This is a genomic window from Undibacterium umbellatum, from assembly GCF_014284125.1.
Taxonomy (GTDB): Bacteria; Pseudomonadota; Gammaproteobacteria; order Burkholderiales; family Burkholderiaceae_D; genus Undibacterium; species Undibacterium umbellatum.
The window spans coordinates 196,160-220,436 of the sequence record NZ_JACOFX010000005.1 but is presented as its reverse complement, the minus strand read 5'-3'; the positions used below and the strand labels follow the sequence as shown (position 1 = coordinate 220,436).

The 24,277-nt window shown below is 50.2% G+C and carries 24 protein-coding genes; 15 read left to right on the top strand and 9 right to left on the bottom strand.

Features of this window, described 5'->3' with window-relative positions; all coding sequences use genetic code 11:
* Positions 1 to 418: 418 nt before the first annotated feature.
* From H8L47_RS12700 to H8L47_RS12690, 3 genes are all read left to right on the top strand, one after another.
* Positions 419 to 1,576: an FIST signal transduction protein gene (locus tag H8L47_RS12700; protein WP_186953961.1), complete on the top strand. Its 1,158-nt coding sequence runs from the start codon at positions 419 to 421 to the stop codon at positions 1,574 to 1,576.
* 3 nt (positions 1,577 to 1,579) lie between these two features.
* Positions 1,580 to 3,643, top strand: coding sequence for an EAL domain-containing protein (locus H8L47_RS12695; RefSeq protein ID WP_186953960.1), 2,064 nt, complete (start codon positions 1,580 to 1,582; stop codon positions 3,641 to 3,643).
* A 233-nt stretch (positions 3,644 to 3,876) separates the two neighbouring features.
* Positions 3,877 to 4,602, top strand: coding sequence for a substrate-binding periplasmic protein (locus H8L47_RS12690; RefSeq protein ID WP_186953959.1), 726 nt, complete (start codon positions 3,877 to 3,879; stop codon positions 4,600 to 4,602).
* Between the two features lie 27 nt (positions 4,603 to 4,629).
* Here H8L47_RS12690 and H8L47_RS12685 read toward each other — a convergent pair whose 3' ends face one another.
* Positions 4,630 to 5,262, bottom strand: a complete 633-nt coding sequence (locus H8L47_RS12685) for an ABC transporter ATP-binding protein (RefSeq protein ID WP_186953958.1) — start codon at positions 5,260 to 5,262, stop codon at positions 4,630 to 4,632.
* Between the two features lie 185 nt (positions 5,263 to 5,447).
* Here H8L47_RS12685 and H8L47_RS12680 point away from each other — a divergent pair, with 185 nt between their 5' ends.
* From H8L47_RS12680 to map, 5 genes are all read left to right on the top strand, one after another.
* Positions 5,448 to 6,311 (top strand): NAD-dependent epimerase/dehydratase family protein, encoded by an 864-nt coding sequence (locus H8L47_RS12680; RefSeq protein WP_186953957.1) that lies wholly within the window; start codon positions 5,448 to 5,450, stop codon positions 6,309 to 6,311.
* Positions 6,308 to 7,090 (top strand): cephalosporin hydroxylase family protein, encoded by a 783-nt coding sequence (locus tag H8L47_RS12675; protein ID WP_186953956.1) that lies wholly within the window; start codon positions 6,308 to 6,310, stop codon positions 7,088 to 7,090. The genes H8L47_RS12680 and H8L47_RS12675 overlap by 4 nt, the downstream gene beginning before the upstream one ends.
* A 78-nt stretch (positions 7,091 to 7,168) precedes the next feature.
* Positions 7,169 to 8,173 (top strand): class I SAM-dependent methyltransferase, encoded by a 1,005-nt coding sequence (locus H8L47_RS12670; RefSeq protein WP_230413712.1) that lies wholly within the window; start codon positions 7,169 to 7,171, stop codon positions 8,171 to 8,173.
* A gap of 380 nt (positions 8,174 to 8,553) precedes the next feature.
* The gene (locus H8L47_RS12665; RefSeq protein ID WP_186953954.1) at positions 8,554 to 8,766 is read left to right on the top strand and encodes a ParD-like family protein; all 213 of its coding nucleotides are present in this window, start codon (positions 8,554 to 8,556) and stop codon (positions 8,764 to 8,766) included.
* Positions 8,763 to 9,530 (top strand): type I methionyl aminopeptidase, encoded by a 768-nt coding sequence (map, locus tag H8L47_RS12660; protein WP_186953953.1) that lies wholly within the window; start codon positions 8,763 to 8,765, stop codon positions 9,528 to 9,530. The genes H8L47_RS12665 and map overlap by 4 nt, the downstream gene beginning before the upstream one ends.
* Before the next feature lie 85 nt (positions 9,531 to 9,615).
* Here the strand turns inward: map and H8L47_RS12655 are convergent, their stop codons facing one another.
* Positions 9,616 to 11,829, bottom strand: a complete 2,214-nt coding sequence (locus H8L47_RS12655; RefSeq protein WP_186953952.1) for an OsmC domain/YcaO domain-containing protein — start codon at positions 11,827 to 11,829, stop codon at positions 9,616 to 9,618.
* A gap of 410 nt (positions 11,830 to 12,239) precedes the next feature.
* The gene (locus tag H8L47_RS12650) at positions 12,240 to 13,184 is read right to left on the bottom strand and encodes a hypothetical protein (protein ID WP_186953951.1); all 945 of its coding nucleotides are present in this window, start codon (positions 13,182 to 13,184) and stop codon (positions 12,240 to 12,242) included.
* Positions 13,185 to 13,348: 164 nt separating this feature from the next.
* On the opposite strand from H8L47_RS12650, the gene H8L47_RS12645 reads away from it, so the two are divergent.
* From H8L47_RS12645 to H8L47_RS12635, 3 genes are read left to right on the top strand one after another with little or no spacing between them, the layout of a single operon-like run.
* Complete coding sequence (locus tag H8L47_RS12645; protein WP_186953950.1) at positions 13,349 to 13,933, top strand: RNA polymerase sigma factor; 585 nt, start codon at positions 13,349 to 13,351, stop codon at positions 13,931 to 13,933.
* Positions 13,930 to 14,322 carry a hypothetical protein gene (locus H8L47_RS12640; protein ID WP_186953949.1) on the top strand — a complete coding sequence of 131 codons (393 nt, stop codon included), beginning with the start codon at positions 13,930 to 13,932 and terminating at the stop codon, positions 14,320 to 14,322. The genes H8L47_RS12645 and H8L47_RS12640 overlap by 4 nt, the downstream gene beginning before the upstream one ends.
* Positions 14,319 to 15,164 carry an ImmA/IrrE family metallo-endopeptidase gene (locus H8L47_RS12635; protein WP_222616515.1) on the top strand — a complete coding sequence of 282 codons (846 nt, stop codon included), beginning with the start codon at positions 14,319 to 14,321 and terminating at the stop codon, positions 15,162 to 15,164. Before H8L47_RS12640 ends, H8L47_RS12635 begins: the two co-directional genes overlap by 4 nt.
* A 115-nt stretch (positions 15,165 to 15,279) precedes the next feature.
* On the opposite strand, the gene H8L47_RS12630 is transcribed toward H8L47_RS12635, so the two are convergent.
* Positions 15,280 to 15,621, bottom strand: a complete 342-nt coding sequence (locus H8L47_RS12630; RefSeq protein ID WP_186953948.1) for a YciI family protein — start codon at positions 15,619 to 15,621, stop codon at positions 15,280 to 15,282.
* 61 nt (positions 15,622 to 15,682) lie between these two features.
* Complete coding sequence (glmS, locus tag H8L47_RS12625; protein ID WP_186953947.1) at positions 15,683 to 17,500, bottom strand: glutamine--fructose-6-phosphate transaminase (isomerizing); 1,818 nt, start codon at positions 17,498 to 17,500, stop codon at positions 15,683 to 15,685.
* Between the two features lie 155 nt (positions 17,501 to 17,655).
* Here glmS and H8L47_RS12620 point away from each other — a divergent pair, with 155 nt between their 5' ends.
* Complete coding sequence (locus H8L47_RS12620; RefSeq protein ID WP_186953946.1) at positions 17,656 to 18,126, top strand: Lrp/AsnC family transcriptional regulator; 471 nt, start codon at positions 17,656 to 17,658, stop codon at positions 18,124 to 18,126.
* A gap of 17 nt (positions 18,127 to 18,143) precedes the next feature.
* On the opposite strand, the gene H8L47_RS12615 is transcribed toward H8L47_RS12620, so the two are convergent.
* From H8L47_RS12615 to H8L47_RS12605, 3 genes are all read right to left on the bottom strand, one after another.
* Positions 18,144 to 18,968: a substrate-binding periplasmic protein gene (locus H8L47_RS12615; protein WP_186953945.1), complete on the bottom strand. Its 825-nt coding sequence runs from the start codon at positions 18,966 to 18,968 to the stop codon at positions 18,144 to 18,146.
* 61 nt (positions 18,969 to 19,029) lie between these two features.
* The gene (locus H8L47_RS12610; protein ID WP_230413711.1) at positions 19,030 to 19,854 is read right to left on the bottom strand and encodes a substrate-binding periplasmic protein; all 825 of its coding nucleotides are present in this window, start codon (positions 19,852 to 19,854) and stop codon (positions 19,030 to 19,032) included.
* 77 nt (positions 19,855 to 19,931) lie between these two features.
* Positions 19,932 to 20,600, bottom strand: a complete 669-nt coding sequence (locus H8L47_RS12605; RefSeq protein ID WP_230413710.1) for a Crp/Fnr family transcriptional regulator — start codon at positions 20,598 to 20,600, stop codon at positions 19,932 to 19,934.
* 133 nt (positions 20,601 to 20,733) lie between these two features.
* Here H8L47_RS12605 and H8L47_RS12600 point away from each other — a divergent pair, with 133 nt between their 5' ends.
* From H8L47_RS12600 to H8L47_RS12590, 3 genes are all read left to right on the top strand, one after another.
* Complete coding sequence (locus tag H8L47_RS12600) at positions 20,734 to 21,324, top strand: HD domain-containing protein (protein WP_186953943.1); 591 nt, start codon at positions 20,734 to 20,736, stop codon at positions 21,322 to 21,324.
* Between the two features lie 230 nt (positions 21,325 to 21,554).
* On the top strand, positions 21,555 to 22,310 hold the full coding sequence (locus H8L47_RS12595; RefSeq protein WP_186953942.1) for a class II aldolase/adducin family protein: 756 nt from the start codon (positions 21,555 to 21,557) through the stop codon (positions 22,308 to 22,310).
* Positions 22,307 to 23,125, top strand: a complete 819-nt coding sequence (locus tag H8L47_RS12590; RefSeq protein ID WP_186953941.1) for an SDR family oxidoreductase — start codon at positions 22,307 to 22,309, stop codon at positions 23,123 to 23,125. Before H8L47_RS12595 ends, H8L47_RS12590 begins: the two co-directional genes overlap by 4 nt.
* A gap of 78 nt (positions 23,126 to 23,203) precedes the next feature.
* Here the strand turns inward: H8L47_RS12590 and H8L47_RS12585 are convergent, their stop codons facing one another.
* Positions 23,204 to 24,253 carry a porin gene (locus tag H8L47_RS12585; protein WP_186953940.1) on the bottom strand — a complete coding sequence of 350 codons (1,050 nt, stop codon included), beginning with the start codon at positions 24,251 to 24,253 and terminating at the stop codon, positions 23,204 to 23,206.
* Positions 24,254 to 24,277: the final 24 nt, after the last annotated feature.

Sequence of the window (24,277 nt, the reverse complement as noted above, 5' to 3'; positions counted from 1 at the left end):
TTCGACTTTACTTATCCGGTAAACGCCTAGTGCCCAGTCCTGGGCCTGGGACGCTCTACAAATGATAGAAAAAACGATTATATTGCAGAAATACCATCAATCATGCAGATCCTCCCTGGATATTTGTGAAAAATCAAGATGGCTCGCCTGCAACACCAGGGCAGCATCACACCTGATTTGATTCACAAAAAGGCACCTGAAACCGACAGACTAAAATGTAAATCGTACTTAATCTTTCAATTTAACAATATGTGGAATAGAATTAATCAGGCAGAACTGAGCATGCATACTCACAGCAAAGCGTTGGGACGAAGGCAGTCTTTTTTAGATACCAGACGCTGCAGTGCAGCAGGGATGATGTTGGGTAAATCCCGTTGATCATTTGTTGACCATTTAACGGGGCAAATAGGAGAAAGCCATGCAAGTGTCACAATGTGTTTTTCCTGATGGGCAAATTCCTCATTTCCCTCCCCATCTTCGCACTGGTACAGGCCAGTTGATTTTATTCTTTGGCAGCACTGCCCTGCTATCTGATTCTGCTTACTTTCTGCCACTACGCAAGGCATTTCCAGACGCGATCATTGCTGGTTGTTCGACTGCAGGAGAGATTCACGGCACAACGGTGAGCGATGACACTGTCGTCGTCACGATCATAGATTTCGAACACACCCACTTGCATTTTTCAAAGGTGGAAATTCATGAAGCTGCACACAGTTTCGCAGCAGGTCAATCATTGATCGAAGCCTTGCCAGTAACAGACCTGCAGCATGTATTGATTTTTTCAGATGGTCTGAAAGTGAATGGCACGGAATTGGTGCGCGGCCTCAAAGCAGATTTGCCATCACATGTTGAGGTGACAGGCGGGCTTTCCGCAGATGGGGCAAATTTCCAAAAGACTCTGGTATGTGCCAACGATATTCCTGCAGAGGGACAGATCGTGGCAGTTGGTTTGTATGGGCAGCGACTCAAGATCGGCTATGGCTCAGTGGGTGGTTGGGATACGTTTGGTCCCGATAGAAAAATTACACGTTCAAAAGGGAATGTGCTGTACGACCTCGACGGCAAACCCGCTCTCGAATTATATAAGAACTATCTTGGCGAGCATGCAGCAGGCCTGCCATCGACAGCCTTGTTATTCCCCCTCTCTTTGCGTAATGCCTGGCAACAGGGGAATGAATCCAACGGCAACGGTGGCGTCGTGCGCACCATACTCGCAGTCGACGAAGCAGAGCAAAGCATGACCTTTGCGGGTGATATGCCTGAAGGTGCCTACGCCCGTTTAATGAAAGCCAATTTTGAACGCCTGATCGATGGCGCGAGTGGCGCAGCGAGCATTTCCCGTAGCACCATGGAAGACCGTCCTGCCGAACTTGCCTTGTTGATCAGTTGTGTTGGACGCAAGCTGGTGCTCAAGCAAAGAATAGAAGAGGAAGTCGAAGCCGTTGGTGAAATGCTGGGCGCAGAAACCTTGCTAACCGGCTTCTATTCCTATGGAGAGATATCGCCGCATATGTCTGGTGGCCCTTGCGAACTGCATAATCAAACCATGACCATCACCACGCTCCTCGAGATTTAAGTTATGCATAGTTTGCTCAGGCGTCAGATCAATCGATTCTTTGGCGATGCGTCCAGGCTGCCTGACGAGCTGAAAAAACTGATCGAGGCCATTGATGTGACCTACCATCAGGCCGACATCGACAGGGCGATGACTGAGCGCTCTCTGGACATCGCATCGCAAGAAATGCTGGCGCAAAACCAGTTGCTCGCTGAGGAATTAAAAAGCCGGCAGAGTGCTGAATCGCAACTGATGTACCTGACAAATTATGATGAACTGACTGGCCTGGTAAACCGAAATCTTTTACATGACCGGCTCAAGCATGCACTCGCCAATGCACAGCGGCATCAACATCAACTGGTCATTGTGACTCTTGGACTGGATCACTTTAAAGTAATCAATGATAGCCTCGGCCCCTCAGTTGGGAATGAATTACTAAGAATAATCGCAGACCGGCTCAGTGCCTGCGTGCGCGGTGGCGACACAGTCGCCAGACTGGGCGGAGATGAGTTTGCTTTGGTATTGACTGAGCAAAATGAGACATACCCGCATGATGATAATCGTAGCAAGGAACAAGGCAGCATCACTTTCTACCCACATCTTATCGAGATCTTGCAGCGAATATTGGCAGCAGTGTCCAGGCCTATGGTCCTGGCACAGCAAGAGCTTGAAGTCACATGCAGTGTCGGGGTAAGCCAGTATCCGCAGGATGGCAATGACCCAGACACTTTATTGATGAATGCCAATGCAGCACTGAGCAGTGCCAAGCAATTAGGTCGTAATATTTATCAATTCTACACTTCGGATCTGAGTACCAGGCTGAATGAGAAACTGACCATGCAAAGCAGGCTCCGGTTGGCACTCGAACGCGAAGAGTTCGTCTTGCACTACCAGCCTCAAGTTGATTTGCGCACCGGTCACATCGTGGGGCTGGAGGCGCTGGTGCGCTGGAACCAGCCTGACATAGGCATGGTCTCTCCTGGCCATTTTATTGGGCTCGCAGAAGAAACGGGGTTGATAATACCTATCGGGGCCTGGGTCATACGAACAGCATGCGCACAGTGCAAAGCCTGGCATGATCAGGGAATAGGCAAGTTCCGCATTGCCGTCAACTTATCGGTACGCCAGTTCGGCCAGGCAGATCTGTTGCATTTCGTGAGTGAGGTATTGACGCAGACCGGGCTTGATCCCCAATATCTGGAAATCGAATTGACCGAGAGCCTGGTCATGACTGACGTCGAACGCTCTATCGACATATTGCGAGGTCTCAAGGCACTTGGCGTACAACTTTCAATAGATGACTTTGGCACAGGGTACTCCAGCCTGTCCTACCTGAAACGTTTCCCTATCGACGTGCTCAAAATAGATCAGTCATTTGTGCGGGACATCGAAAAATCAGATGATGCTGCCATCGTCAAGGCAATCATTTCCATGGCACACAGCCTGGGCATGCATGTAATTGCCGAAGGCGTAGAAACGGAAGCACAGTGCAAGTTCTTGCGCCACAATCAGTGCGACGAGATTCAGGGTTTCTTGTTTTCCAGAGGCTTACCCAAGGAAGAGGTCGAACACCTTTTGCGGAAGAAAAAACAACTACCTCATCGTCTATTATATTTCTCAAATCATGCCCGTACCGTGCTCCTGGTAGATGACGACGTCAATATCCTCTCGGCTTTCAAGTATTTGCTCAGAAACGACAATTATCATATCCTCACTGCCGTCAGCGGTCAGGTCGGCATAGAGTTGCTTGCCCAACACCAGGTTGATGTGATCGTTTCTGACCAAAACATGTCAGGGATGTCTGGCGTAGAATTTGTACATTTCGTCAAGAATAAATATCCAGAGTCAGTGCGCATCATGTTATCTGGCAGTGCGGACCTGAGCTCTGTGATCAATGCCGTCAATGAAGGGGCTATCTATCAATTCATGACCAAACCATGGGATGATGTGCAGCTAAAGCACCATATTAGTGAAGCCTTCATGCATAAAGAACTCGCTGATGAAAACCGACGGCTTTATCTGGAAATTCAAAGCAAACAGTTCTCCATCGTCAAGGACAGGCGGCAATCGAACGGGAGTCTTCCCTAGCACGTGAGTGATGATTCCGGCTGGCGGAAAATTGGCAAGCAGGCACTCTGCATTGCCGCTACTTGCCTTTGCGAAAACACTCATTCATCGATTTGCCAGCGGAAGTGTCTAAGCATGCTTCCTGACTTGTAATCAAGTTGATCAGTTTTTTTTTAAAACATGAGTGCTGTTTATGCAAATCAGGTCTATTCTTAATTTGTTGAACTCCCGTCAGCAGAAAATAGGGGACCATCATGCAAAGACGTACGCTCTTGAAACTTGCCAGCTTGCCATGCCTCGTTTGCCTGCCTGCCTTCGCACGGCAAAGCATGGCCTTGCAAATTTCTACCCTAATAGAAAAAGATCCGGCCACCAGCATTGCAGAAAAAGTAATGGAAGCAGCCTATCGCAAACTGGGGATGAATTTCAACCTGCATTATTTGCCTGGTGAGCGCTCTTTGCGTAGCGCCAACAATGGTGAAATGGATGCTGAGCTGTACAGAAAACTGGGCATGGAAAGGGACTACCCCAATCTCATCATTGTGCCAGTACCCTTGCTGACCTATGAAATCGTGATTTTTACCTATGGTACCAATTTTGTCGTTGCAGGCTGGGAAAGCTTGCGCCCGTACTCGATAGGCTTTGTCAAAGGTATTAAAATTATTGAGCAAAACACCGTAGGTATGAAACTGGTGCCAGCGCCCACGGTGCGCCAGGCATTTCAAAAAATGCTGCTGGGGCGTTCTGACATCGTCGTGGCAAACCGTATATCGGGCCTGGCTGCCCTGAGTGAATTAAAGCAGGGCGACATCACCGTGCTCTCACCACCACTGGCCACCTTCCCTGTTTTCCATTACTTAAATAAAAAGCACGAGGCTTTAGTCCCTGCACTGACAACAGTTTTACAGAAAATGCAAAAAGACAAAACCATAGAAAATATTCAAACCAGTGTCATGGCTGAATGGAAACAAAACGAATAGCACTATATTGTGGCACCGACCAACAGATCAGTCACCAAGCTCAATCAGGCCAGACAAGGGCAAGCCTTGTGGCGTGACGTACATGGCAAGCACCCAGGCGCGGGAGGAATCTTGCGCCAGTTGCTTGAGAGTATTGACGATAAAGTCTATCGATGTCTTGTCCAGCGCGGCAAAGGGATCATCCAGTAAATTGATGCTTGCACCTGCAGCAAAGGCGGCTGCCAACCAGACTTTGCGTTTGCTACCAGTTGATAGCATATAAAAATTCTTGTGCAGATGCGGCGTCAGTGCCAAGCCTTCGATGGCGCTTTCCAGCATGGCTTCATCAAATTGAGGATAGTTGCCACGCACGCTGACAAAATAGTCTTCAACGCTGATCTGATCAAAAACATCTGTGCGCGGGTCTACCCAAAACACTTGACGACGATACAGCACTGGCTGTTCATGCAAGCAGATGCCCTGTATCTGCAACTGCCCACTTTGCGCCTGCAAATCACCTGCCAGCAATTGAAGCAAACTGGTCTTGCCGCGACCGTCGCCACCAAGCACCAGATTAATACCTGAAACAATATCGCCAGACCAGTCACTGAACAAGACCTGCCCAGGATAAGAAAAACTGAGATGACGTGCCTGCAGTAGCGCGGCAGAGTGATTTTCCATTGCAAAATTCCAGTAAAATTTTTGTGATTTTACAGAGGTTTTTCACTCCCACTCCCAGGCAGGCTCAAAAAAACACTATAGCTGCTCAATGCTGAAGAATTGGCCCAGATTGCCGCCACATATACAGAGCAGCCACGACAAAGTAAAATACTTAGCCATCGTTAAACAAATTACAAAAGCACAACATGACACTCAACGAAAGGCGTGAAAGCAAGACCGACTGTCGCCAGCTTATCGTGAGTGGTGCGACTGGCTTTATTGGACAGCATTTAATCCCCCTGCTACTGGAAGAAAATTACGAGGTGGTGGCAATAGCCAGGGACGAGCAAAAGGCCCGCAGCTTTTCCTGGTATGACAAAGTCAAATTCATCAGCCTGGATTTTCATCAAAGCACCCTGGACTTTCAACCTGAGGCAGGCGCCAGCCTGATCCACCTGGCCTGGCAAGGCTTGCCCAACTATAAATCGCTGTTCCATCTGGAAGAAAATCTTCCCAGGAATTACGCTTTTATTAAACAACTGGTCAAGGCTGGCGTGGCAAATGTGCTGGTGACAGGCACTTGCTTTGAATATGGCTTTCAATATGGCCCCATTGCTGCCACCGCCATGCCCATGCCTGCCAACCCCTATGCGCTGGCCAAAGACAGCCTGCGCCAATTCCTGGGCCATTTGCAGGCAGAATCCAGCTTCAGGCTGCAATGGGCGCGGCTGTTCTATATGTATGGCCAGGGCCAAAATCCCAAGTCTATACTGGCACAACTTGATGCCGCCATTGCCAACGGCGACAGCGTTTTCAATATGAGTGGCGGCGAGCAGTTGCGCGACTATTTGCCAGTGGAAGCAGTAGCACAACAACTATTGGACATATTTAAATCTCGCGAAGATGGTGTCTTTAATGTCTGCAGCGGCGAGGCCATTTCCATCAGGCGGCTGGTCGAAGAAAGAATCAAAGAACGGTGTGCCTCCATACACCTCAACCTGGGCTACTACCCCTACCCTGACTATGAGCCTATGGCATTCTGGGGTATCAATAACAAGGAAATAAAATGACTGAACATGAAAATTTCAAAGCGGAGTGCCGGGCAGAAGTCGCACAGCAGGGTGCCAACACTGAATTAAAAGAATTGACCAATCAGTGGATTTCCACCGCTGCGGAACATAAATATTCCTACCATTTCGAATGGCTGGGTCGTCCCATTATCCAGCATCCGCAAGACATGATAGGCCTGCAGCAATTGCTGTGGAATATACAGCCCGACCTGGTCATCGAAACCGGCATCGCGCGTGGCGGCTCACTGATCTTTAGCGCCAGCATACTTGAACTGATCGCACTATGCGGCGGCAATCCTGATGCCAAGGTTCTGGGCATCGATATCGATATACGCGAGCACAATCGCCAGGCCATCCTTGAACACCCCATGTCCAAAAGGATATCGATGATACAAGGCTCCAGCATCGCAGCCGACATTGTGGAATCCGTGCACAAGTTTGCCGCAGGTTATAAAAAAATCCTGGTTTGCCTGGACAGTAATCACACCCATGATCACGTACTGGAAGAACTCAAGCTGTATGCGCCACTGGTCAGCAAAGGCAGTTATTGCGTCGTCTTTGATACCATTATTGAAGACTTGCCTGCCGGTAGCGGCCCTGTCAGGCCATGGGGCAAATCCAACAATCCCAAAACCGCCGTGTGGGAATACTTGAAGCAACTCGATGCAAGCAATGCCACGGGCCGGGATGACGGACAACTGAATTTCATCATTGATAAAGAAATTGAAAATCAATTGTTGATCACCGTCGCGCCGGATGGCTTTCTCAAGCGCGTTTAATGCATGGGCAAGCTACTCCTACCTACCGTCCCAAACAGCCCTCTTTCCTCGATTGAGAGCGAAGAAAAGTTTGGGGAAATGCGGCTGAGCCTGAACGAAGCCCTGGGCTTTGTTGAGAACGCCGCATTTGACACCAGGCTCGCTACCTACGACGACAACTATCAAAACAGTCAGGCACACTCTGGCTTGTTTCAGGCGCACATGAGAAATGTGCTGGACATCTTGAAGGCAGAATTTCCGCCGTCCAGCGTCCTGGTAGAAGTTGGTTGCGGCAAGGGGGACTTTGTTGAGCTTGCCCAGGTTGATGGGCACTTCGTCGCATCTGGTTATGACGCCACCTATGAAGGGAGCAATCCCCGCATACAAAAGAGATATCTGTCAGCAGATGACAACATCCAGGCAGATATCGTGGTGTTGCGCCACGTGCTGGAACACATCAAGGCACCGCATGCATTTTTGATGATGCTTAAACAGGTATTTGGCAATGCCGCCATTTACATAGAAGTGCCCAGCTATGACTGGATCCTGGACAACCAGGCATTCTTCGACATCACCTACGAGCATGTTAACTACTTTTCAAAAGATGCCTTGCTGGCATTATTTGATCAAGCCGTCAGAAAAACAGGCTTATGCTTCAACGGACAATACCAGTATGCCATTGCTGACATCAATGCAGTATCAGCACAATTTGCCTATCTGTATGAAAATGGCGAATGGAAAGATCTGGATTTTGAACATCTTTTCCCGCAGCTCAAAGAAAAGATAAGCGCCATAGAAGAACGACTCGCAGCAGACAGCAAACTCTACATCTGGGGCGCTGCGACGAAGGGATGCATGTTCCTCGTGCACTGCATGAACCAGGGGAAACTCATCGCGCAAACTGGCTTTGCCGTTGATGTCAATCCCCAGAAATGCGGAAAATTTCTACCCGGCTCACACGTACAAATTCAAAGCAAGGAAGCGTTTTTTGCAGCCGCAAAACCGGGCGATTTGCTGCTGATATCCAACCCCAACTACCAGTCAGAAATTGTCGATGAAATACGTGCCAGAGGCATAAACGGCGTAGATATCATGTGCTTATGATTGACTAAGCGAGGAAATGGCAAAGTAACTTTTCCTCCGTCTGCCCTTTCCCAACCCAGAGTCACCAGTGACTGACTATCACTGCCTCCCAATAAATTCACGCCGCTCAAAGTGTTCGCACCAAATGTGCCAAGTTTTTCTGCATGGCCGATGATCATGATTTTGGTCGGGCCCATGCACTTTTCCTTTTCTTTGATTGTTGCAGGAGCTGACAGAAATTTGGTAAAGATATTAAAAAGACTACATATGCAACAAATAGTTTTGACCAGCGCAAACCTGTCCTCCAGATAATCCCGCTTAAAAGCCACTTTGAAAGCCACTTGCACAAGCACATGAGATGAATATACAATTCATATACGTTTCATATATAAAGGTGCCATATGGGCATAGTCAACATCGACGATGATCTGCACGACCAGATGCGCAAAGCCAGCTCTGTGGCTTGCCGCTCCATCAATGCGCAAGCTGCTTTCTGGATCAAGATAGGCATGCTGTGCGAAATGAACCCGACCATGTCTTTCAATGAGGTTGTGGTACACGAACTGAAAGCTGCAGGTGTGGAACCGCTGGCTTTCAGGGGAGCGTTAACATGACCAAGCGACCAGAAGAAATCGCCCTGATGGCAGAATCAGGCAAGCTGCTGGCAAGCGTGTTTACCCATCTGGATCAATTGAATCTGATCGGCATGTCGACCATGCAGGTAAATGACCTGGTCGACAGCTTCATCGTCAATGAACTCAAGGCCCGCCCGGCAAGCAAGGGCCAGTACGGCTATGCCTATGCATTGAACTCATCACGCAATAGCGTGGTGTGCCATGGCGTGCCATCTGCGACAGAAATTCTGCAGGACGGTGATATCGTCAATTTTGATATCACCCTGGAGAAGAACGGCTTTATCGCTGACTCCAGCAAAACTTATCTGGTCGGCGAAGTAACAGCATCCGCCAAACGTCTGGTGCAAGTGACCTATGAAGCCCTGTGGAAAGGCATCAAAGCCGTGCGACCTGGTGCCAGGCTGGGTGACATAGGCCATGCCATTGAAAGCCATGCCAGGAAAAATGGTTACTCGGTCGTCAGGGAATATTGCGGACATGGCATAGGCCGCGAAATGCACGAGCCGCCCGAAGTGCTGCACTGGGGACGGCCACGTACAGGCCTGATATTAAAGGAAGGCATGGTGTTCACCATAGAACCCATGATCAACCAGGGCCGCCATGATGTAGAGACCGAAGACGATGGCTGGACTGTCGTCACCATAGACGGGAAATTATCAGCCCAGTTTGAGCATACTGTAGCCGTCACAAAAACTGGCGTACAGGTCTTGACGCTGCGCGCCGGGGAAAGGGCTTTAGCCTGAAGCTCGACGTTGGAAATGCGAGTGGATATGCACCAGCCTGGTCTGCAATGAACACATCATTTCAGACCAGTCATACATGAGCAGCTTAGTTCGATGCAGCAGCCTTGCTGCGTGCCACATGCAATTTCTTGTAGCTGTCTATCAGACGCTGGTGTCTTTCCAGCCCTTCCAGTTTCATGCTGGTTGGTGTCAGGCCATAGAAGCGCACACTGCCATCGACTGATCCCAGTACTGCGTCCATACGTTCATTGCCAAACATGCGGCGGAAGTTGACGACATAATCATTCAGTTCCAACTCATCATCCAGCGTCACTTCCAGCACCACATTCAAAGCCTGATAAAACAAACCGCGATCAACCGTATTGTCGTTGTATTGCAGGAAGGTTTCGACCAGCTCTTTCGCTTCTTCAAAGTCCTGCAAGGCGAGATTGATCAGCAACTTCAATTCCACAACCGTGAGCTGGCCCCAGATCGTGTTTTCGTCAAACTCTATACCTATCAAAGTGGCGATGTCGCTGTATTCGTCCAGCTCATTATTCTCCAGACGTTCCAGCAAGTCTTCCAGTTGCTCATCATTCAGCGTATGCAGATTCAGGACATCTTCGCGGAACAATAGGGCCTTGTTGGTGTTATCCCAGATCAGGTCTTCCACCGGATACACTTCAGAATAACCCGGCACCAGGATACGGCAGGCCGTAGCACCCAGGTGGTCATACACGGCCATGTAGGCTTCTTTGCCCATCTCCTTGAGTATGCCGAACAAGGTCGCGGCTTCATCCGCATTTGAATTTTCGCCCTGACCAGAAAAGTCCCATTCCACAAATTCGTAATCAGCCTTGGCACTAAAGAAGCGCCACGACACCACGCCGCTGGAATCAATGAAATGTTCAACAAAATTATTTGGCTCAGTCACCGCATTGCTGACAAAGGTAGGCTGGGGCAAATCATTCAAGCCTTCAAAACTGCGGCCTTGCAGCAACTCTGTCAGGCTGCGTTCCAGCGCCACTTCCAGGCTAGGGTGCGCACCGAATGAGGCAAACACACCACCCGTGCGCGGGTTCATCAGTGTCACGCACATGACAGGATATTGACCACCCAGCGACGCATCCTTCACCAGCACCGGGAAGCCCTGCTCTTCCAACCCCTGTATGCCAGCCAGGATGCCAGGATATTTCGCCAGCACTTCTTGCGGCACATCCGGCAAAGCCATTTCACCTTCCAGAATTTCACGTTTGACGGCACGTTCAAAAATCTCGGACAGACATTGCACCTGCGCTTCGGCCAGCGTATTACCGGCACTCATGCCATTACTGGCAAACAGGTTTTCAATCAGGTTGGATGGGAAGTACACGACCTCGCCATCTGACTGACGCACATAAGGCAGCGAACAGATGCCGCGCTCTGCATTGCCGGAATTGGTATCCACCAGATGCGAACCACGCAGCTCACCATCGGGGTTGTAAATGTCCAGACTATACCCATCCAGAATATCTTTAGGCAGCGCATCTTTTTTGCCAGGCTTGAACCAGCGTTCTTCCGGGTAATGCACAAAGGCCGCATTGGCGATGTCTTCACCCCAGAACGATCCCGCATAAAAATGGTTGCAACTCAGGCGCTCGATATACTCACCCAGGGCCGATGCCAGCGCACTCTCTTTGGTCGCACCCTTGCCATTGGTAAAACACATGGGCGAATGCGCATCGCGTATATGCAGCGACCACACATTAGGAATAATATTGCGCCACGAAGCAATCTCAATCTTGATGCCCAGCCCCGCCAGCAAGCCAGACATATTGGCAATGGTTTGCTCCAGCGGCAAATCCTTGCCCAGGATGTAGGTAGATGTAGAGGTGGCAGCATCCGCAGAAGGGTTCAAGGTCAGCAAAGCCTGCGCATCAGCATCGAGGTTCTCGACCTCTTCAATCACAAACTCCGGCCCCGCCTGCACCACTTTCTTGACCGTGCAACGGTCGATGGAACGCAAGATACCTTCACGGTCTTTGGCAGAAATATCGGCAGGCAACTCCACCTGTATCTTGAAAATCTGCGCATAACGGTTTTCAGGATCAACAATATTATTCTGCGACAGCCGGATATTCTCAGTAGGGATATTGCGGGTATTGCAATACAACTTCACAAAATAAGCCGCACACAAGGCCGACGAAGCCAGAAAGTAATCAAAAGGACCAGGCGCAGAACCATCCCCCTTATAACGGATAGGCTGATCAGCCACCACCGTAAAATCATCGAACTTGGCTTCAAGACGAAGCTTATCGAGAAAGTTAACCTTAATTTCCATGGGGGAGTTCCAAAATAGTGTTCAAAAACGTGTAGGCGGTATTATCCGTCTTTTCTGGGGTGGGCAGGAAGGCTTGTTGGGAAACTTGCTGATTTGAACAGATATCTGACCCGCTTTGCTAGCGGATATACACAGTTCCTGACGCGGGTTCAGCATGTCATAAACTTATCTAAATTATAAGCAATTAGACTCCTTAAAAAATCATCGAGATCTAAATGCTTAGGATTTGTATCGTCGTGGTCAAGTGACTGCCTTCTTCAACGAGTGGGAAATCGAACAAACAGGCTGAGTCAGCTCTGCCAGCAAACGGAAGACTGCTGGACTGTATAGTTCACCCTGTACGTTGTGTTCAGTCAACATTAAAAGAGAGCGAGGACACCTTGCGAATCACCCGCTCCCCCTCTTTTCGCTCATGCTGCCATGTCGTCAACATCAAGAACTTTGTTCAAAGCGCTGAACCAAGTACGCGTATGCATAATCCGCTCCTTGTGAGACTTCGAATCAAGGATTTGCGCTTTAGTCATCTGCGACACAATTTCCCATGACTCCATTGGAAGCACGTATGTAGCATTGTTGACTTGCGGACATTCAAGAACGCACAGCGCCTGCTTCACAAAACCGAATACCGTGTAACCGCCAAATCCACCCACACCAATTGCAACGAAATCGGGCCTCTTTTCTCCGACAGCGGACAATCGAGCACGCAACACATTTTGATTACCTGCAGGAGCACGCTCGACCATTTTTTCAAGCACTGGTTTAGCTGACTCCCAAGGATTATTTCCAGGAGGCAGAAGTTGCCAGTGGAGACGCTTAACAGGAGCACTTACCCAATTGCTGAGATCCTTGCTCAGAACCTCAAAACCTCCCAATACTTCGCGCAGCATGTTGGCAGTATTGGTGGCAGTTGTGACTTGGCTAATATCGTTAACGAATGGGCCAGCTACGATAAATGGTTGACCATCATCACGAACCTTAATTTCCACATCAACACTATATGGTGCTACATGAGTACGCGGGTAACGTCTATAAGGAACATCAACTATCTTTGAACGCTCTTCGCTATCATATCGACCAACGAACTGAGTCCAATGCCACTCTATTTGCCGGTGCGCCACCTCCATTGGTTGGTCACGGTGGACAATGTCAAAGCCCTCAGCGTTTCGGCGACAGGCTGGGCCTTTTGTTGCTGGAAGTAGCAATCGTAGACCTGGGACTAGTGGGACTTCGAACTCCATTTCCTTAAAGATATCCTCAAGCCCAGCGTCAAGGGGCAAACCAAGCATGTAAAGCTCTAATGGCTTTAGATGATTGAGGTATTTGGTGATATTGCGTGTTTTTCTGCTAATCTTCATATTACTGATCCTTTATTTTTAAGTGAGGACCAGTAAAATTACCCGCCCTTACCTATAAGTACTCTCCAAGATAGCGCTGTGGACGCTTGCCTAGAGAAAAATTTTTACTGCGGGAGCATCCACCATGAGTTGCTAGAGAGTATTAGGAAGGGAGTCCCCATTTTATGTCTGCTATTCAAGAATCCGAAGACCACTTGACTAGGTCTGAAGTAGAAACTGTCCTTAGTGATTTTCAAGCAGCTGATTGGCATCGGGCCAAGAGCATTGCGGTCGTCTTCTGCCTCAATTTGACTGACTGGTCTGCTGATGATCTATTGCAGGAGGCAATGTTTAAGCTGCTTAGCGGTGCTCGAATCTGGCCACGCGACATTCATCCATTGGTTGTACTCAAGACTGTAATGCACAGCATTACAAGCAACATACACAAACGCAACGAGTTGAGCCCAATTGATGTAAATGTGGTTGTAGATCAAGTTGAATTAGATTTGGACGATAAGTTACCCACTGTCCAGGGTATGACGACACTGACACCGGAAGTAGAGACCTCAGACAAACAGCAAATAGCTGCCCTCTATGCGGCTTTAGGAGGTGATGAGGATTTGGAACTGTTAGTTGTTGAATGGGCAGATGGCATTCGTGGTGCGGAAGCGCGCGAGGAATTGGGATGGGATGATAAGAAGTATGATGCGGTTCGACAACGGTTGCTTCGCAGACTCGCCGTACTTGACCCTGACAGGAGTAAAAAATGATAGCCAATCCAACAAATGATTTCGAAAATTTCATCGATACCTTAGTCGATGAATTGATTTCGATGCCGGACAACCAAGTATTGGAAGGCATTGAACCTAATCGCATACAGGCAGACGGGTTGCGCCTTCTCGAAGCCGCAAAGGCACAGGCAGGACGTGCTCGCCTTGCCGCCGCTAAATCAGGAGTTTCAGCCTTGAGTTCAGTTCCTGTTGTCGCATCTACGACGGTAACACCAGAGCAGGCGCGTCGATTCATTGTTCAGGCGACGAATGATGGCAAGTACACATTGGCTGCCCGGAGTCTCGGAGAAATGTCTGACGATGAAGCAATCAAACTATACAATCAATTAAAGTCGCTTGAAATAGATTCAAACGGAGAAAAAATATGATCTCTGTTGGCGCACGTGCCGAAGCATTGATAATAGATCTCGGTATCACATCGCCAAAAGATATAGACGTAGAAGCTATTGCCTTCGATTCGAATGTAAAAGTGGTCTATGAAACAATGACTGGCTGTGAAGCGATGCTCGTTGGTTATTGTGATCGTGCAATCGCGACTATCAATCCATCAGGAGTCAGAGGGCGCGAACGTTTTTCAGTTGCGCATGAACTAGGTCATTGGCATCTTCACAGAGGCCGCTCCTTTCAGTGCAGGGTTGATGATCCTAGCGCGAATCTTTCATCTAACCGCGCGCATGAGAAGGAAGCTGACACCTTCGCTGCACACTTGTTATTACCAACTTTCATCTTTAAGCCTGAGATTGCACAGTTCAAGCATCCTACCTTTCAACAACTTACTCAAGTAGCTGGTGCATTTGAGACAAGCATTATGGCAACAGCACTGCGACTAGTGGGCATCAACATTGTTCCTGTCATAGTTGCCTGTTACAACAAAGATGGCAAGCGTTGGAGTTTGCCGTCAGCGGACATCCCAAATCGCTGGTTTCTAAAAGAAAAATTAGATGAAGACACTTTTACATATGATCTTCTTAATAGTGGAAAGCAATGTTCCGGTCTCAGCAAGCAGCCTGCCGAAACTTGGTTTGAAAACAGTGATGCAGAAAAATATGAAGTGCGTGAGCAATGCATAAGTAGTCTGGGCGATACAGCACTAGTACTTCTTTACCTTGAGCCAGATATGCTTGAAGCAGGATTTGATCCGAACGTTGCAACTCGACGTTATAACGAGCACGGCTCTTATATTCCCAAGCGCGCAACTCTGAGAAGGTAACCATGTCGCTCTGTCGACCAGATGATTGCATCGCATAAAGTTGGTCAGGTCTACATCGCGAAACGCTTCTCATGCATAAAAAGCCGCTAGCAAAGTATATAACGCCACTCCAACCTCACGACTCCGGATCAAACCCAAATACTCTAAGCTCCTGATCACAGCGACAGGCTTTCGCGAGACGTGCGGCCCAGGCAATAGCTTCCTCTCTTGTAGGAAGCTCAAGTACAGTGAAGCCGCCATTGAGTGGAGGTGCCCAGGGGTAGCCGCCCTCGGCGACTGTGCCATTGGCTGATACCAGCACGGGCGGCGCTGTTTCATCAATGCCGCCGGCGAAAACGTAGACGCCTGCTTGCTTGGTCTCGCGTATCACGGCATGGGCGTCTCGTCCGACCGTCTCCATCTCGCTGTCGGATACTTTCATTGCAGCGCTGGGGAATGAAATGAGGTACTTTGCCATGATCTGCTTCTCCAAAAATTGGGGGTCTGGTGATCATGGCAATGTAACTCAATGTCCTGTCCTATTCAACAGTCACGCTTTTGGCCAGGTTGCGTGGCTTATCTACATCCGTCCCTCTTGCCAGTGCGGTGTGGTAGGCCAGTAATTGCAGTGGCACTACGTGCAGTATGGGTGACAGCTGGCCGTAATGTTCTGGCAGGCGTATCACGTGTACGCCTTCGCTGGAGGTGATGCGGGAGTCGGCGTCGGCGAAGACGTAGAGTTCACCGCCGCGGGCGCGGACTTCCTGCATGTTGGACTTGAGTTTTTCTATCAGGGTGTCGTTGGGGGCGACGGTGACGACGGGCATTTCTTTGGTGACCAGGGCCAGGGGGCCGTGTTTGAGTTCACCTGCTGGATAGGCTTCGGCGTGGATGTAGGAAATCTCTTTGAGTTTTAATGCGCCTTCGAGGGCGATGGGGTAATGCAGGCCGCGACCGAGGAAGAGTGCGTTTTCTTTGCGGGCGAATTCTTCTGCCCAGGAGATGATTTGTGGTTCCAGTGCCAGCACGGCGCTGATGGCGACGGGCAGGTGGCGCAGGGCGCGTATGTGCTCTGCTTCTTCAGTTTCACTGAGGCGGCCTTTGCTTTGGGCGAGAGACAGTGCCAGCAGGAAGAGTGCTGCCAGTTGCGTGGTGAAAGCCTTGGTGGAGGCGACGCCGACTTCTACACCGGCATGGGTGATGTATGACAATGCACATTCACGCACCATGGCGCTGGTGGCGACATTGCAGACGGTGAGTGTGTGCAGCATGCCCAGGCTGCGTGCATGTTTTAATGCAGCCAGGGTGTCTGCGGTCTCGCCACTTTGCGAGATGGTGACGACGAGAGCATTGGGGTTGGGCACGCTTTCGCGGTAGCGGTATTCGCTGGCGATTTCTACATTGACGGGGATTTTGGCGATTGATTCTATCCAGTATTTGGCAGTCAGGCCTGCGTAATAGCTGGTGCCACAGGCGAGTATCAGGACAGAGTCTATCTGCTTGAAGACTTTGTAGGCACCGTCGCCAAACAGTTCGGGCATGATGCTGATGACGCCTTCGAGCGTGTCGGCAATCGCACGGGGTTGCTCGAAGATTTCTTTTTGCATGTAGTGGCGGTAAGGGCCCAGCTCTGCTGCGCCGCTGTGGGCGTGTACGGTTTTCACTTCGCGCTGTACGGACTTGCCTTCGCTATCGACTATCCATACTTTTTGCAATTGCAGGTCTACCACGTCGCCTTCTTCGAGATAGATGATCTGGTCTGTGGTGCCTGCGATTGCCATGGCATCAGATGCGAGGAAGTTTTCGCCCTGGCCAACGCCGACGATCAATGGGGAACCCTGGCGTGCACCGACGACGCGGTGTGGTTCGTCGCGGCAAAATACGGCGATGGCAAATGCACCTGTCAAACGCTTGATGGCGATTTGCACGGTCTCGAACAGGTCACCGCGGTAGAGGTGGTCTATCAGGTGGGCGATGACTTCGGTGTCGGTCTGGCTTTCAAAGACATAACCAGCTTGCGTCAGTTCTGCGCGCAATTCTTCATGGTTCTCGATGATGCCATTGTGTACGAGGGCGATGCGCTCGCGCGAGAAATGCGGGTGGGCATTGGATGATGACGGAGCACCGTGGGTGGCCCAACGCGTGTGGGCGATGCCGGTAAAACCAGCGAGGCCGGACTGGTCTATCTGTGCCTGCAGGTCTGCCACGCGGGATGTGCTGCGTGAGCGTTGCAGGTGACCATCTACATGCAGTGCGACGCCGCATGAGTCATAGCCACGGTATTCAAGCCGCTTTAAGCCTTCTAGCAAGACGGGGGTGATATTGCGTTGAGCAACTGCGCCGACGATACCGCACATAATGACCTCTGATAAAGAATGAATATGCGTTCATGCTAAAGCAGATGGCTTGATATTTTCTTTCAAAATTAATCTATTATTGAAATTTATGGAACATCGATTTTCTATTTGAACTATTATTTCAATATGTAAGATAATTTGGAATTATTAATCACATGCTGACTATCAATGAGCTGGATGATCTGGATAAACGCATTTTGCAGCAATTGCAAAAAGATGCCTCGCTGACCAACCATGAGCTGGCCTTGCGGGTGCATGCGTCTGCACCGACCTGCCTGCGGCGCGTCAAGCGGCTGACGGATGAGGGCATCATCAGCCGCCAGGTGGCGTTGCTGGATGCCAGCAAGCTGGGGGCGAGCCTGACGGCAATTGTGGAAATCACGCTGGATCATCAGGCGACTGAGAAGCTGGTGGAGTTTGAGCAACTGGTGGCGCAGGAAGGGGCGGTGCAGCAATGTTATCGTGTATCGCAGGGGCCGGATTTTGTGCTGGTGATACAGGTGACAGACATGGCGGCTTATCATGCGCTGGCGCACAGGCTGTTTGCTACCCATGCGAATGTGCGCAATGTGCGTAGTTTTTTTTCTATCTTGCGCAGCAAGTTTGAAACTGCAATTGCGCTGTAGGTTTTTGGCTAGCCCGCTCAGCGTGGACGTATGCCTTCCTTGAGTACATGTGCTGGATAATACCGCTGAAAGCTCTTCCAGACCACGCCGGATTTGGCGACTTGTTCCAGCATGTCCTTGAGTGCTGCAGAGTCTTCCATATTCAGTGATTTTTTGGAAATATAGGCACCACTATCGCCCCAGGGCAATTCAGGGATAGACTCGAAACGCAGCTTGTCGAGCATATCCTGCACGCGCCCGTCTTCCATGATGGCACCAGCCAGGATGGAGGGTGCCATGATGGTGACATCAGAGATACCGGCCTTGAGCAAACGGGCGACAGATACAGGGTCGACATCCAGATACAAGCGCCCCTGTTTGGTGAGTTCCTTGATGAGGTCTTGATATGCCGTGCCATAGTCGTAGCCGCGCACCAGGGCAACTTTTAAATCTTTCTTGTCAAGCAAATCTTGCAGGGAAGTGATGGTGGGACGATTGCTTTCTATCGAAATCAAGGTGGCCCGGTTATAAATCATGGGAACGAAAATGCCGAGCTCATCTCGCCTGGGGGTACGACTGGCGGGTATCAGCAAATCTGCCCGACCGGTTTCAAACATGAGTTCCATCCTGGCCCTGGGTACGGCGGACAAGGCAAATTTACAGTTGTCTTTTTCCATCAGACTACGCAAGATGTCAGGATAGATGCCATCGATTTGCTCGCCGTTGACGATGACACTGCGCCCTGTCGGGGCGACTGGCACATTGATGACACGTGAACAGCCTGCAAAGGTCAGCGCTGAAAAAGCTGCCAGACCAGCAAACAATATTATTCTTAATACTGCTGTATGCGTCTGAAATTTCATTAATATTTGCCCAATTAAATCATCACTTTAAAAGCAGTCATTGCAAACACGGGCTGCCTGACTAACGCGGGCGATTTCCTTCTTTCAGCACTTCGGGTTTGTAGTAACGTGAAAAGCCTTTCCAGACCATGCCTGAACGGATTGCCTTTTCCATCATTTCTTGCAGGACATTACGGTCTTCCTGGCTCAGGCTTTTCTTTGACAGGTAGATGCCGCTGTCACTCCAGGGTAATTCAGGCAGGGGGTCGAACCTGAGTTTGTCGGCCATGTCTTCTACCCTGGCATCTCCTTGTACTGCGCCGGCAAAGATATATGGTGCCATGATGGTATAGTCGGCAATGCTGGCTTTTAATATCCTGGCGGCTGAAACAGTATCCGCCTCGACGATCAATCTGCCCTGCTTCTGCAGTTCTGTGATGATGGATTGATAGGCCTCGCCATAATCAAAGCCGCGCACGACGACCACTTTCAGCGTTTTTTGCTCCAGCAATTCTTGCTGGCTGCGTATGACGGGGCGCGCAGATTGCAGGGAAATCAGGGTGGCACGGGTATGAATCAGGGGAATGAAGTAGCCATGCTCATCCCGTTTGGCGGTGCGTATGGCAGGAAACAGGACATCAGCCTGGCCGTTCTCAAACATCACTTCCAGGCGCGCACGCGGCACAGCTGAAAATTGAAACTGGCAAGTTTCTTTGGAAGACAGGCTGCGAAATATATCGGGGTAAATGCCCGTGACACTATCGCCATTGACGATGACGCTAAAGCCCAGCGATGTGACAGGTGCATTGATCACCCGTGAACAGGCTGCCTGAGTATGCGAAGAAAAAAGACTCAGGGGCAAAACCAGCATGGCAGGCACAAACCTGCACTTTGTCAGCAGACTCATCAAGATCACCTTGAGAATGAAGCTCTACGATAGACTAGAAAGCGGCTTTACCACAAGCAAGATTGCGCTCAAGAAAGTCACTCTTTGTCACATAAAGCGGATAGCTTGCTTTCCGACAGGATTTCTATCTTGCCATAAGCCAGGCGTATCAAACCATCTTGCTTGAAAAATCTTAATTCTTTCGACAAGGTCTGGCGCGTCATACCCAGCATCATGGCCAGCGCTTCCTGGGTAACTGGCACCACGGCATGGCCATCTTGTTGGCGATTCGCCACTTCAGCCAGCAACAACAGGCGACGTGCCACTCTGGCACGTACCGAACGCAGTCCTGCGTCTTCGACTATGCCGTAGAGCAGGCGTATGCGTTTTGCCAGCATGCGGGTAATTGCATTGGCAAAGGAATTGCGCTGCATAAGACTGCGAAAAACTTGCGGGGCCAGCACCAGCAACTCTACCTCAGTCAGAGCTGTTGCGTCGTGGGTACGTGGCAGGTCATCGATGAGAGAAATTTCACCAAACCAGGTGGCTGCCTCCAGGAAAATGAGTATGGCTTCGCGCCCCTCTGCACTGAGTGTAGACATCTTGAGGCTACCGCTGAGCAAGGCATAGAAACCGCTGGGTTGATCGCCCTGGCGGAACAACATTTCACCTGGACGCAAGCGCAAATGTTCACATGAGGCTAACATGAACTTACGGTCAGCCATTGGCAAGCTGGCGAACCAGGGGTCGGCCAGCAGGTTGTTCATTACATTTGCTTGTGATGCCATAAAAGAAACGTGTCCAGCAAAAACGAATGAAGCGAATTGTAAAGGATTTGACAGTTCAGGTTTAAAACTGCGTTTAAGGTATGTCAGTGTATTAACTTCAGGGAGTATACAAATGCAACACCGCGCCCATTTTGTCCGTATGGAGGACAGTACCCAGGAAGACTGGCAGTTGATCGGCGGTGAGTTCCGCCGTTTTGCCCAGGGCTTGCCCGACAGGGTGATACAACATCTGCGTTTACTGGAAGGGGACTATGGCGGTTTCCCAATAGACCGCTTTACCCATTCGCTGCAAACCGCCACGCGCGCCTTGCGGGATGGTCGGGATGATGAATATGTCTGTTGCGCGCTATTGCACGACATTGGGGATACCCTGGGATCTTTTAACCATCCTGATATCGCCGCCGCCATCCTGAAACCTTTTATTAGCGAAGAAAACCTGTGGATGGTGCAACACCATGGGATCTTCCAGGGCTATTACTTTTTCCATCACATAGGCATGGACAGGGATATGCGCGAGCAATTCCGTGCTCACCCGCATTTTGAGCGCACGGCAGAATTTTGTGCCTTGTATGACAACCCTTCTTTTGATGCGCATGCAGAAACTTTCCCGCTGGTGGAATTTGAACCCATGCTGACCAAGCTGTTCAGCCAGCCACGCAATACCATCTATAAGGCAGCCATCAGCTCCATTAACGATAAATAATAATCAATAGGGCTTACACAAAATTGTCCCAACAAGGCTATCGCTGTGGGAAACCGCTCTTGCAGGAGCGGTTCGTTAGGTTGGCAGACAACATGTTGTCTGAAATCCCAACTACACCGTAGCGACGAAGACAGTACTTTAGTACCAGGGCTTGCTAAATGCGGGAGCTGCAACGCTTTGGGGCGGTTTTGTGTAAGCCCAAGTCACAAAAAAACAACAACGGAGACAATATGCATATACCCTCAGTCAAGGATCAGGTCAGCGCAGAAGAATGGCAATTACGCGTCGATCTGGCCGCCTGTTATCGCCTGGTTGCCGCTTATGGCTGGAGTGATCTGGTGTTCACTCATATCAGCGCACGTATCCCTGGACCTGAACATCACTTCCTGATCAATCCGTATGGGCTGATGTTTGATGAAATCACGGCATCCTCTCTGGTGAAGGTGGACCAGCAATGCAATAAAGTGATTGACTCGCCGTTCCCGGTGAACCCGGCGGGCTTTGTCATCCACAGTGCAGTGCATGCTGCACGCGAGGATGTGCAATGTGTTTTGCATACGCATACACGTGCCGGGGTGGCTGTCAGCGCACAAAAATGTGGTGTGTTGCCGCTGTCTCAGCAATCGACATTTGTGCTGGCATCGCTGGCATATCATGATTATGAAGGCGTTGCCTTCAGGGAAGATGAAAAGCCGCGCTTGCAAGCTGACATGGGACAGGCTAACTTCCTGATGTTACGCAATCATGGTTTATTGACAGCGGGTAAGTCGATCGCGGATGCCTTCCTGTCCATGTACACCTTTGAAGCGACTTGCCAGATACAACTGGCTGCGCAGGCTGGTGGTGAACTGGTACATGTGAATCCCCTCATCGTCAAAGGTGTGTCAGAAGCCATGCGCGTACAGACTGGTGGTCTGGGTGGTGCCTTTGTCTGGCCTTCCCTGATACGCAAACTCGATCGCATGGATGAAAGCTATAAACTATGAAGGCAAAGCATAAGGTTGTTGTCATTACCGGCAGTTCAGATGGAATAGGAGCAGAAATTGCGCGTCAACTGGCCAAAAAATACGGCTCCAGCCTGGCACTGGTACTGGCGGCACGCAATGAAGACGCGCTCAAGCAAGTCGCTGTCGAATGCAAGACCTTTGGTGCAGTCTCACTGGTCGTGAAAACCGATGTGGGCATGGAAGCCAATTGCCGTCATCTGATCGAAGCAGCCGTAGAACAATTTGGCAGTATCGATGTACTCATCAATAACGCCGGCAAATCTGCCCAGGCACTGCTGGAAGAAGTGGATAACCTGGGCTGGTATCAAGAGCTGATGCGTATTAATTTCTGGGGCAGTGTATGGTGCACCCATGCTGCCCTGCCCCACTTGAAAAAATCCCGTGGCAGCATCGTCGCCGTTTCTTCACTGGCTGGCCTGATCGGGGTGCCTGGCCGTACTGCCTATAGCGCCAGCAAGTTCGCCATGGGCGGCTTTTTTGAATGTTTGCGTTCTGAAGTGAAAGAGGCTGGCATCAAGGTCACGCTGGCCTATCCCGGCGTGGTCGCTACCAGAATACGTTACCACGGTTATAACGCCGCTGGTGAAGCCGCTGGCAAGAGCGGCTTGAAAGAAGACGATGCCATGTCGGTGGAAGAATGCGCCTCCCTGATCATACGCGGCTATGAGCGTGGTGATCGCGAAGTGGTCATGAGCTTCAAGGGCAAGCTGGGACGCTGGTTGAAATTGATCGCCCCTGGCCTGGTCGAGAAGATGGCGATGGCGGCCTTGAAGAAGGAAGTCAGGCCGCACTGAAGCAGCAGCATCAAAACAAAAAAAGCCCTGAGATGTCTGGCAGTTCAGGGCTTTTTTGTTTCTTGCAGCATCAGACCATCAGAAGCGATGTTGGATACCAACAGTTGCTGAAGTCTGGTTCGACGCAAAACCTGCATCATCACGCGATACGCCAGTCAGCTTGTTATTGCTGGCCTTGGCATAGCCTGTGGCGATATAGATGTCAGTACGTTTCGACATCGCATATTTGGCGCGCAATACAAGCATGCCTGGATCAGCATCTGCACCTGAGGCGACATTCTTGATGTCCTGATAGTAGTAGACGCCTGTCAGAGTCCAGGAAGGTGCCACTGCATAATTCGCCCCCAGCCACAATGTGTCACTACGCTGGTCTGCTGCACCGGTAGCAAGGGTTTTCTTGAAGTTGCGATAACCGGCAAACACTTTGGCAGGGCCAAAAGCATACGACCCACCCAGATGCAATACCTTGGCCTGGTCGTAAGAACCATTGGCTATCGGTGCGCTATTGTTTTGCTCGTAGGTAATGACCGCGGCCCATGGACCGTCAAATGCACTGGCTGCCACAATGTACTTGGCATTACCTGAAGTATTGCCTGCAACTTCACCAAAGCCATAGGTCGCACCCAGCTTGTAACCCTTGCCATCATATTGATATTTCAAGAGATTGGAGACACCAGTCAGCATGCCGTCTTTACGGCTACCTGTAGCACCTGCAGAGGTAGCCCAGGAATATTGCGGTGCATAACCCATGGGATCAAATGGCAAGATGAAATCATAGGTAGTGCTGTAAGAGCGGCCAGCGATGATACGGCCAAAATCACCTTGCAAACCCACATTGGCCTGACGGCCAAACATATCGCCATCAGAAGCACCGGTGTCGAGCACGACCCCGCCTTCGAGCTGCATGATGGCTTTCAAGCCGCCACCGAGATCTTCACTGCCGCGCAAACCAAAACGCGAAGTATTCATACCACCGCTATTGAGCTTGAACTGGCTGCCTTTGTTGGCACCGGCATTATTGTTGTAGGTGATGTTGGCATCAATCAGGCCATAAACTGTGACACTGGTTTGCGCATGCGCTGCTGTTGCCATGCATGCCAACGTGGCCGCGCCGAGTAACTTCTTCATCGGTGTTCTCCTATAGAATTTTTT

Excerpts from the sequence above, each read along its gene's own strand:
- H8L47_RS12700 (WP_186953961.1), top strand. The coding sequence starts at position 419 with ATGCAAGTGTCACAATGTGTTTTTCCTGATGGGCAAATTCCTCATTTC.
- H8L47_RS12695 (WP_186953960.1), top strand. The coding sequence starts at position 1,580 with ATGCATAGTTTGCTCAGGCGTCAGATCAATCGATTCTTTGGCGATGCG.
- H8L47_RS12690 (WP_186953959.1), top strand. The coding sequence starts at position 3,877 with ATGCAAAGACGTACGCTCTTGAAACTTGCCAGCTTGCCATGCCTCGTT.
- H8L47_RS12685 (WP_186953958.1), bottom strand. The coding sequence starts at position 5,262 with ATGGAAAATCACTCTGCCGCGCTACTGCAGGCACGTCATCTCAGTTTT.
- H8L47_RS12680 (WP_186953957.1), top strand. The coding sequence starts at position 5,448 with ATGACACTCAACGAAAGGCGTGAAAGCAAGACCGACTGTCGCCAGCTT.
- H8L47_RS12675 (WP_186953956.1), top strand. The coding sequence starts at position 6,308 with ATGACTGAACATGAAAATTTCAAAGCGGAGTGCCGGGCAGAAGTCGCA.
- H8L47_RS12670 (WP_230413712.1), top strand. The coding sequence starts at position 7,169 with ATGCGGCTGAGCCTGAACGAAGCCCTGGGCTTTGTTGAGAACGCCGCA.
- H8L47_RS12665 (WP_186953954.1), top strand. The coding sequence starts at position 8,554 with ATGGGCATAGTCAACATCGACGATGATCTGCACGACCAGATGCGCAAA.
- map (WP_186953953.1), top strand. The coding sequence starts at position 8,763 with ATGACCAAGCGACCAGAAGAAATCGCCCTGATGGCAGAATCAGGCAAG.
- H8L47_RS12655 (WP_186953952.1), bottom strand. The coding sequence starts at position 11,829 with ATGGAAATTAAGGTTAACTTTCTCGATAAGCTTCGTCTTGAAGCCAAG.
- H8L47_RS12650 (WP_186953951.1), bottom strand. The coding sequence starts at position 13,184 with ATGAAGATTAGCAGAAAAACACGCAATATCACCAAATACCTCAATCAT.
- H8L47_RS12645 (WP_186953950.1), top strand. The coding sequence starts at position 13,349 with ATGTCTGCTATTCAAGAATCCGAAGACCACTTGACTAGGTCTGAAGTA.
- H8L47_RS12640 (WP_186953949.1), top strand. The coding sequence starts at position 13,930 with ATGATAGCCAATCCAACAAATGATTTCGAAAATTTCATCGATACCTTA.
- H8L47_RS12635 (WP_222616515.1), top strand. The coding sequence starts at position 14,319 with ATGATCTCTGTTGGCGCACGTGCCGAAGCATTGATAATAGATCTCGGT.
- H8L47_RS12630 (WP_186953948.1), bottom strand. The coding sequence starts at position 15,621 with ATGGCAAAGTACCTCATTTCATTCCCCAGCGCTGCAATGAAAGTATCC.
- glmS (WP_186953947.1), bottom strand. The coding sequence starts at position 17,500 with ATGTGCGGTATCGTCGGCGCAGTTGCTCAACGCAATATCACCCCCGTC.
- H8L47_RS12620 (WP_186953946.1), top strand. The coding sequence starts at position 17,656 with ATGCTGACTATCAATGAGCTGGATGATCTGGATAAACGCATTTTGCAG.
- H8L47_RS12615 (WP_186953945.1), bottom strand. The coding sequence starts at position 18,968 with ATGAAATTTCAGACGCATACAGCAGTATTAAGAATAATATTGTTTGCT.
- H8L47_RS12610 (WP_230413711.1), bottom strand. The coding sequence starts at position 19,854 with ATGAGTCTGCTGACAAAGTGCAGGTTTGTGCCTGCCATGCTGGTTTTG.
- H8L47_RS12605 (WP_230413710.1), bottom strand. The coding sequence starts at position 20,600 with ATGAACAACCTGCTGGCCGACCCCTGGTTCGCCAGCTTGCCAATGGCT.
- H8L47_RS12600 (WP_186953943.1), top strand. The coding sequence starts at position 20,734 with ATGCAACACCGCGCCCATTTTGTCCGTATGGAGGACAGTACCCAGGAA.
- H8L47_RS12595 (WP_186953942.1), top strand. The coding sequence starts at position 21,555 with ATGCATATACCCTCAGTCAAGGATCAGGTCAGCGCAGAAGAATGGCAA.
- H8L47_RS12590 (WP_186953941.1), top strand. The coding sequence starts at position 22,307 with ATGAAGGCAAAGCATAAGGTTGTTGTCATTACCGGCAGTTCAGATGGA.
- H8L47_RS12585 (WP_186953940.1), bottom strand. The coding sequence starts at position 24,253 with ATGAAGAAGTTACTCGGCGCGGCCACGTTGGCATGCATGGCAACAGCA.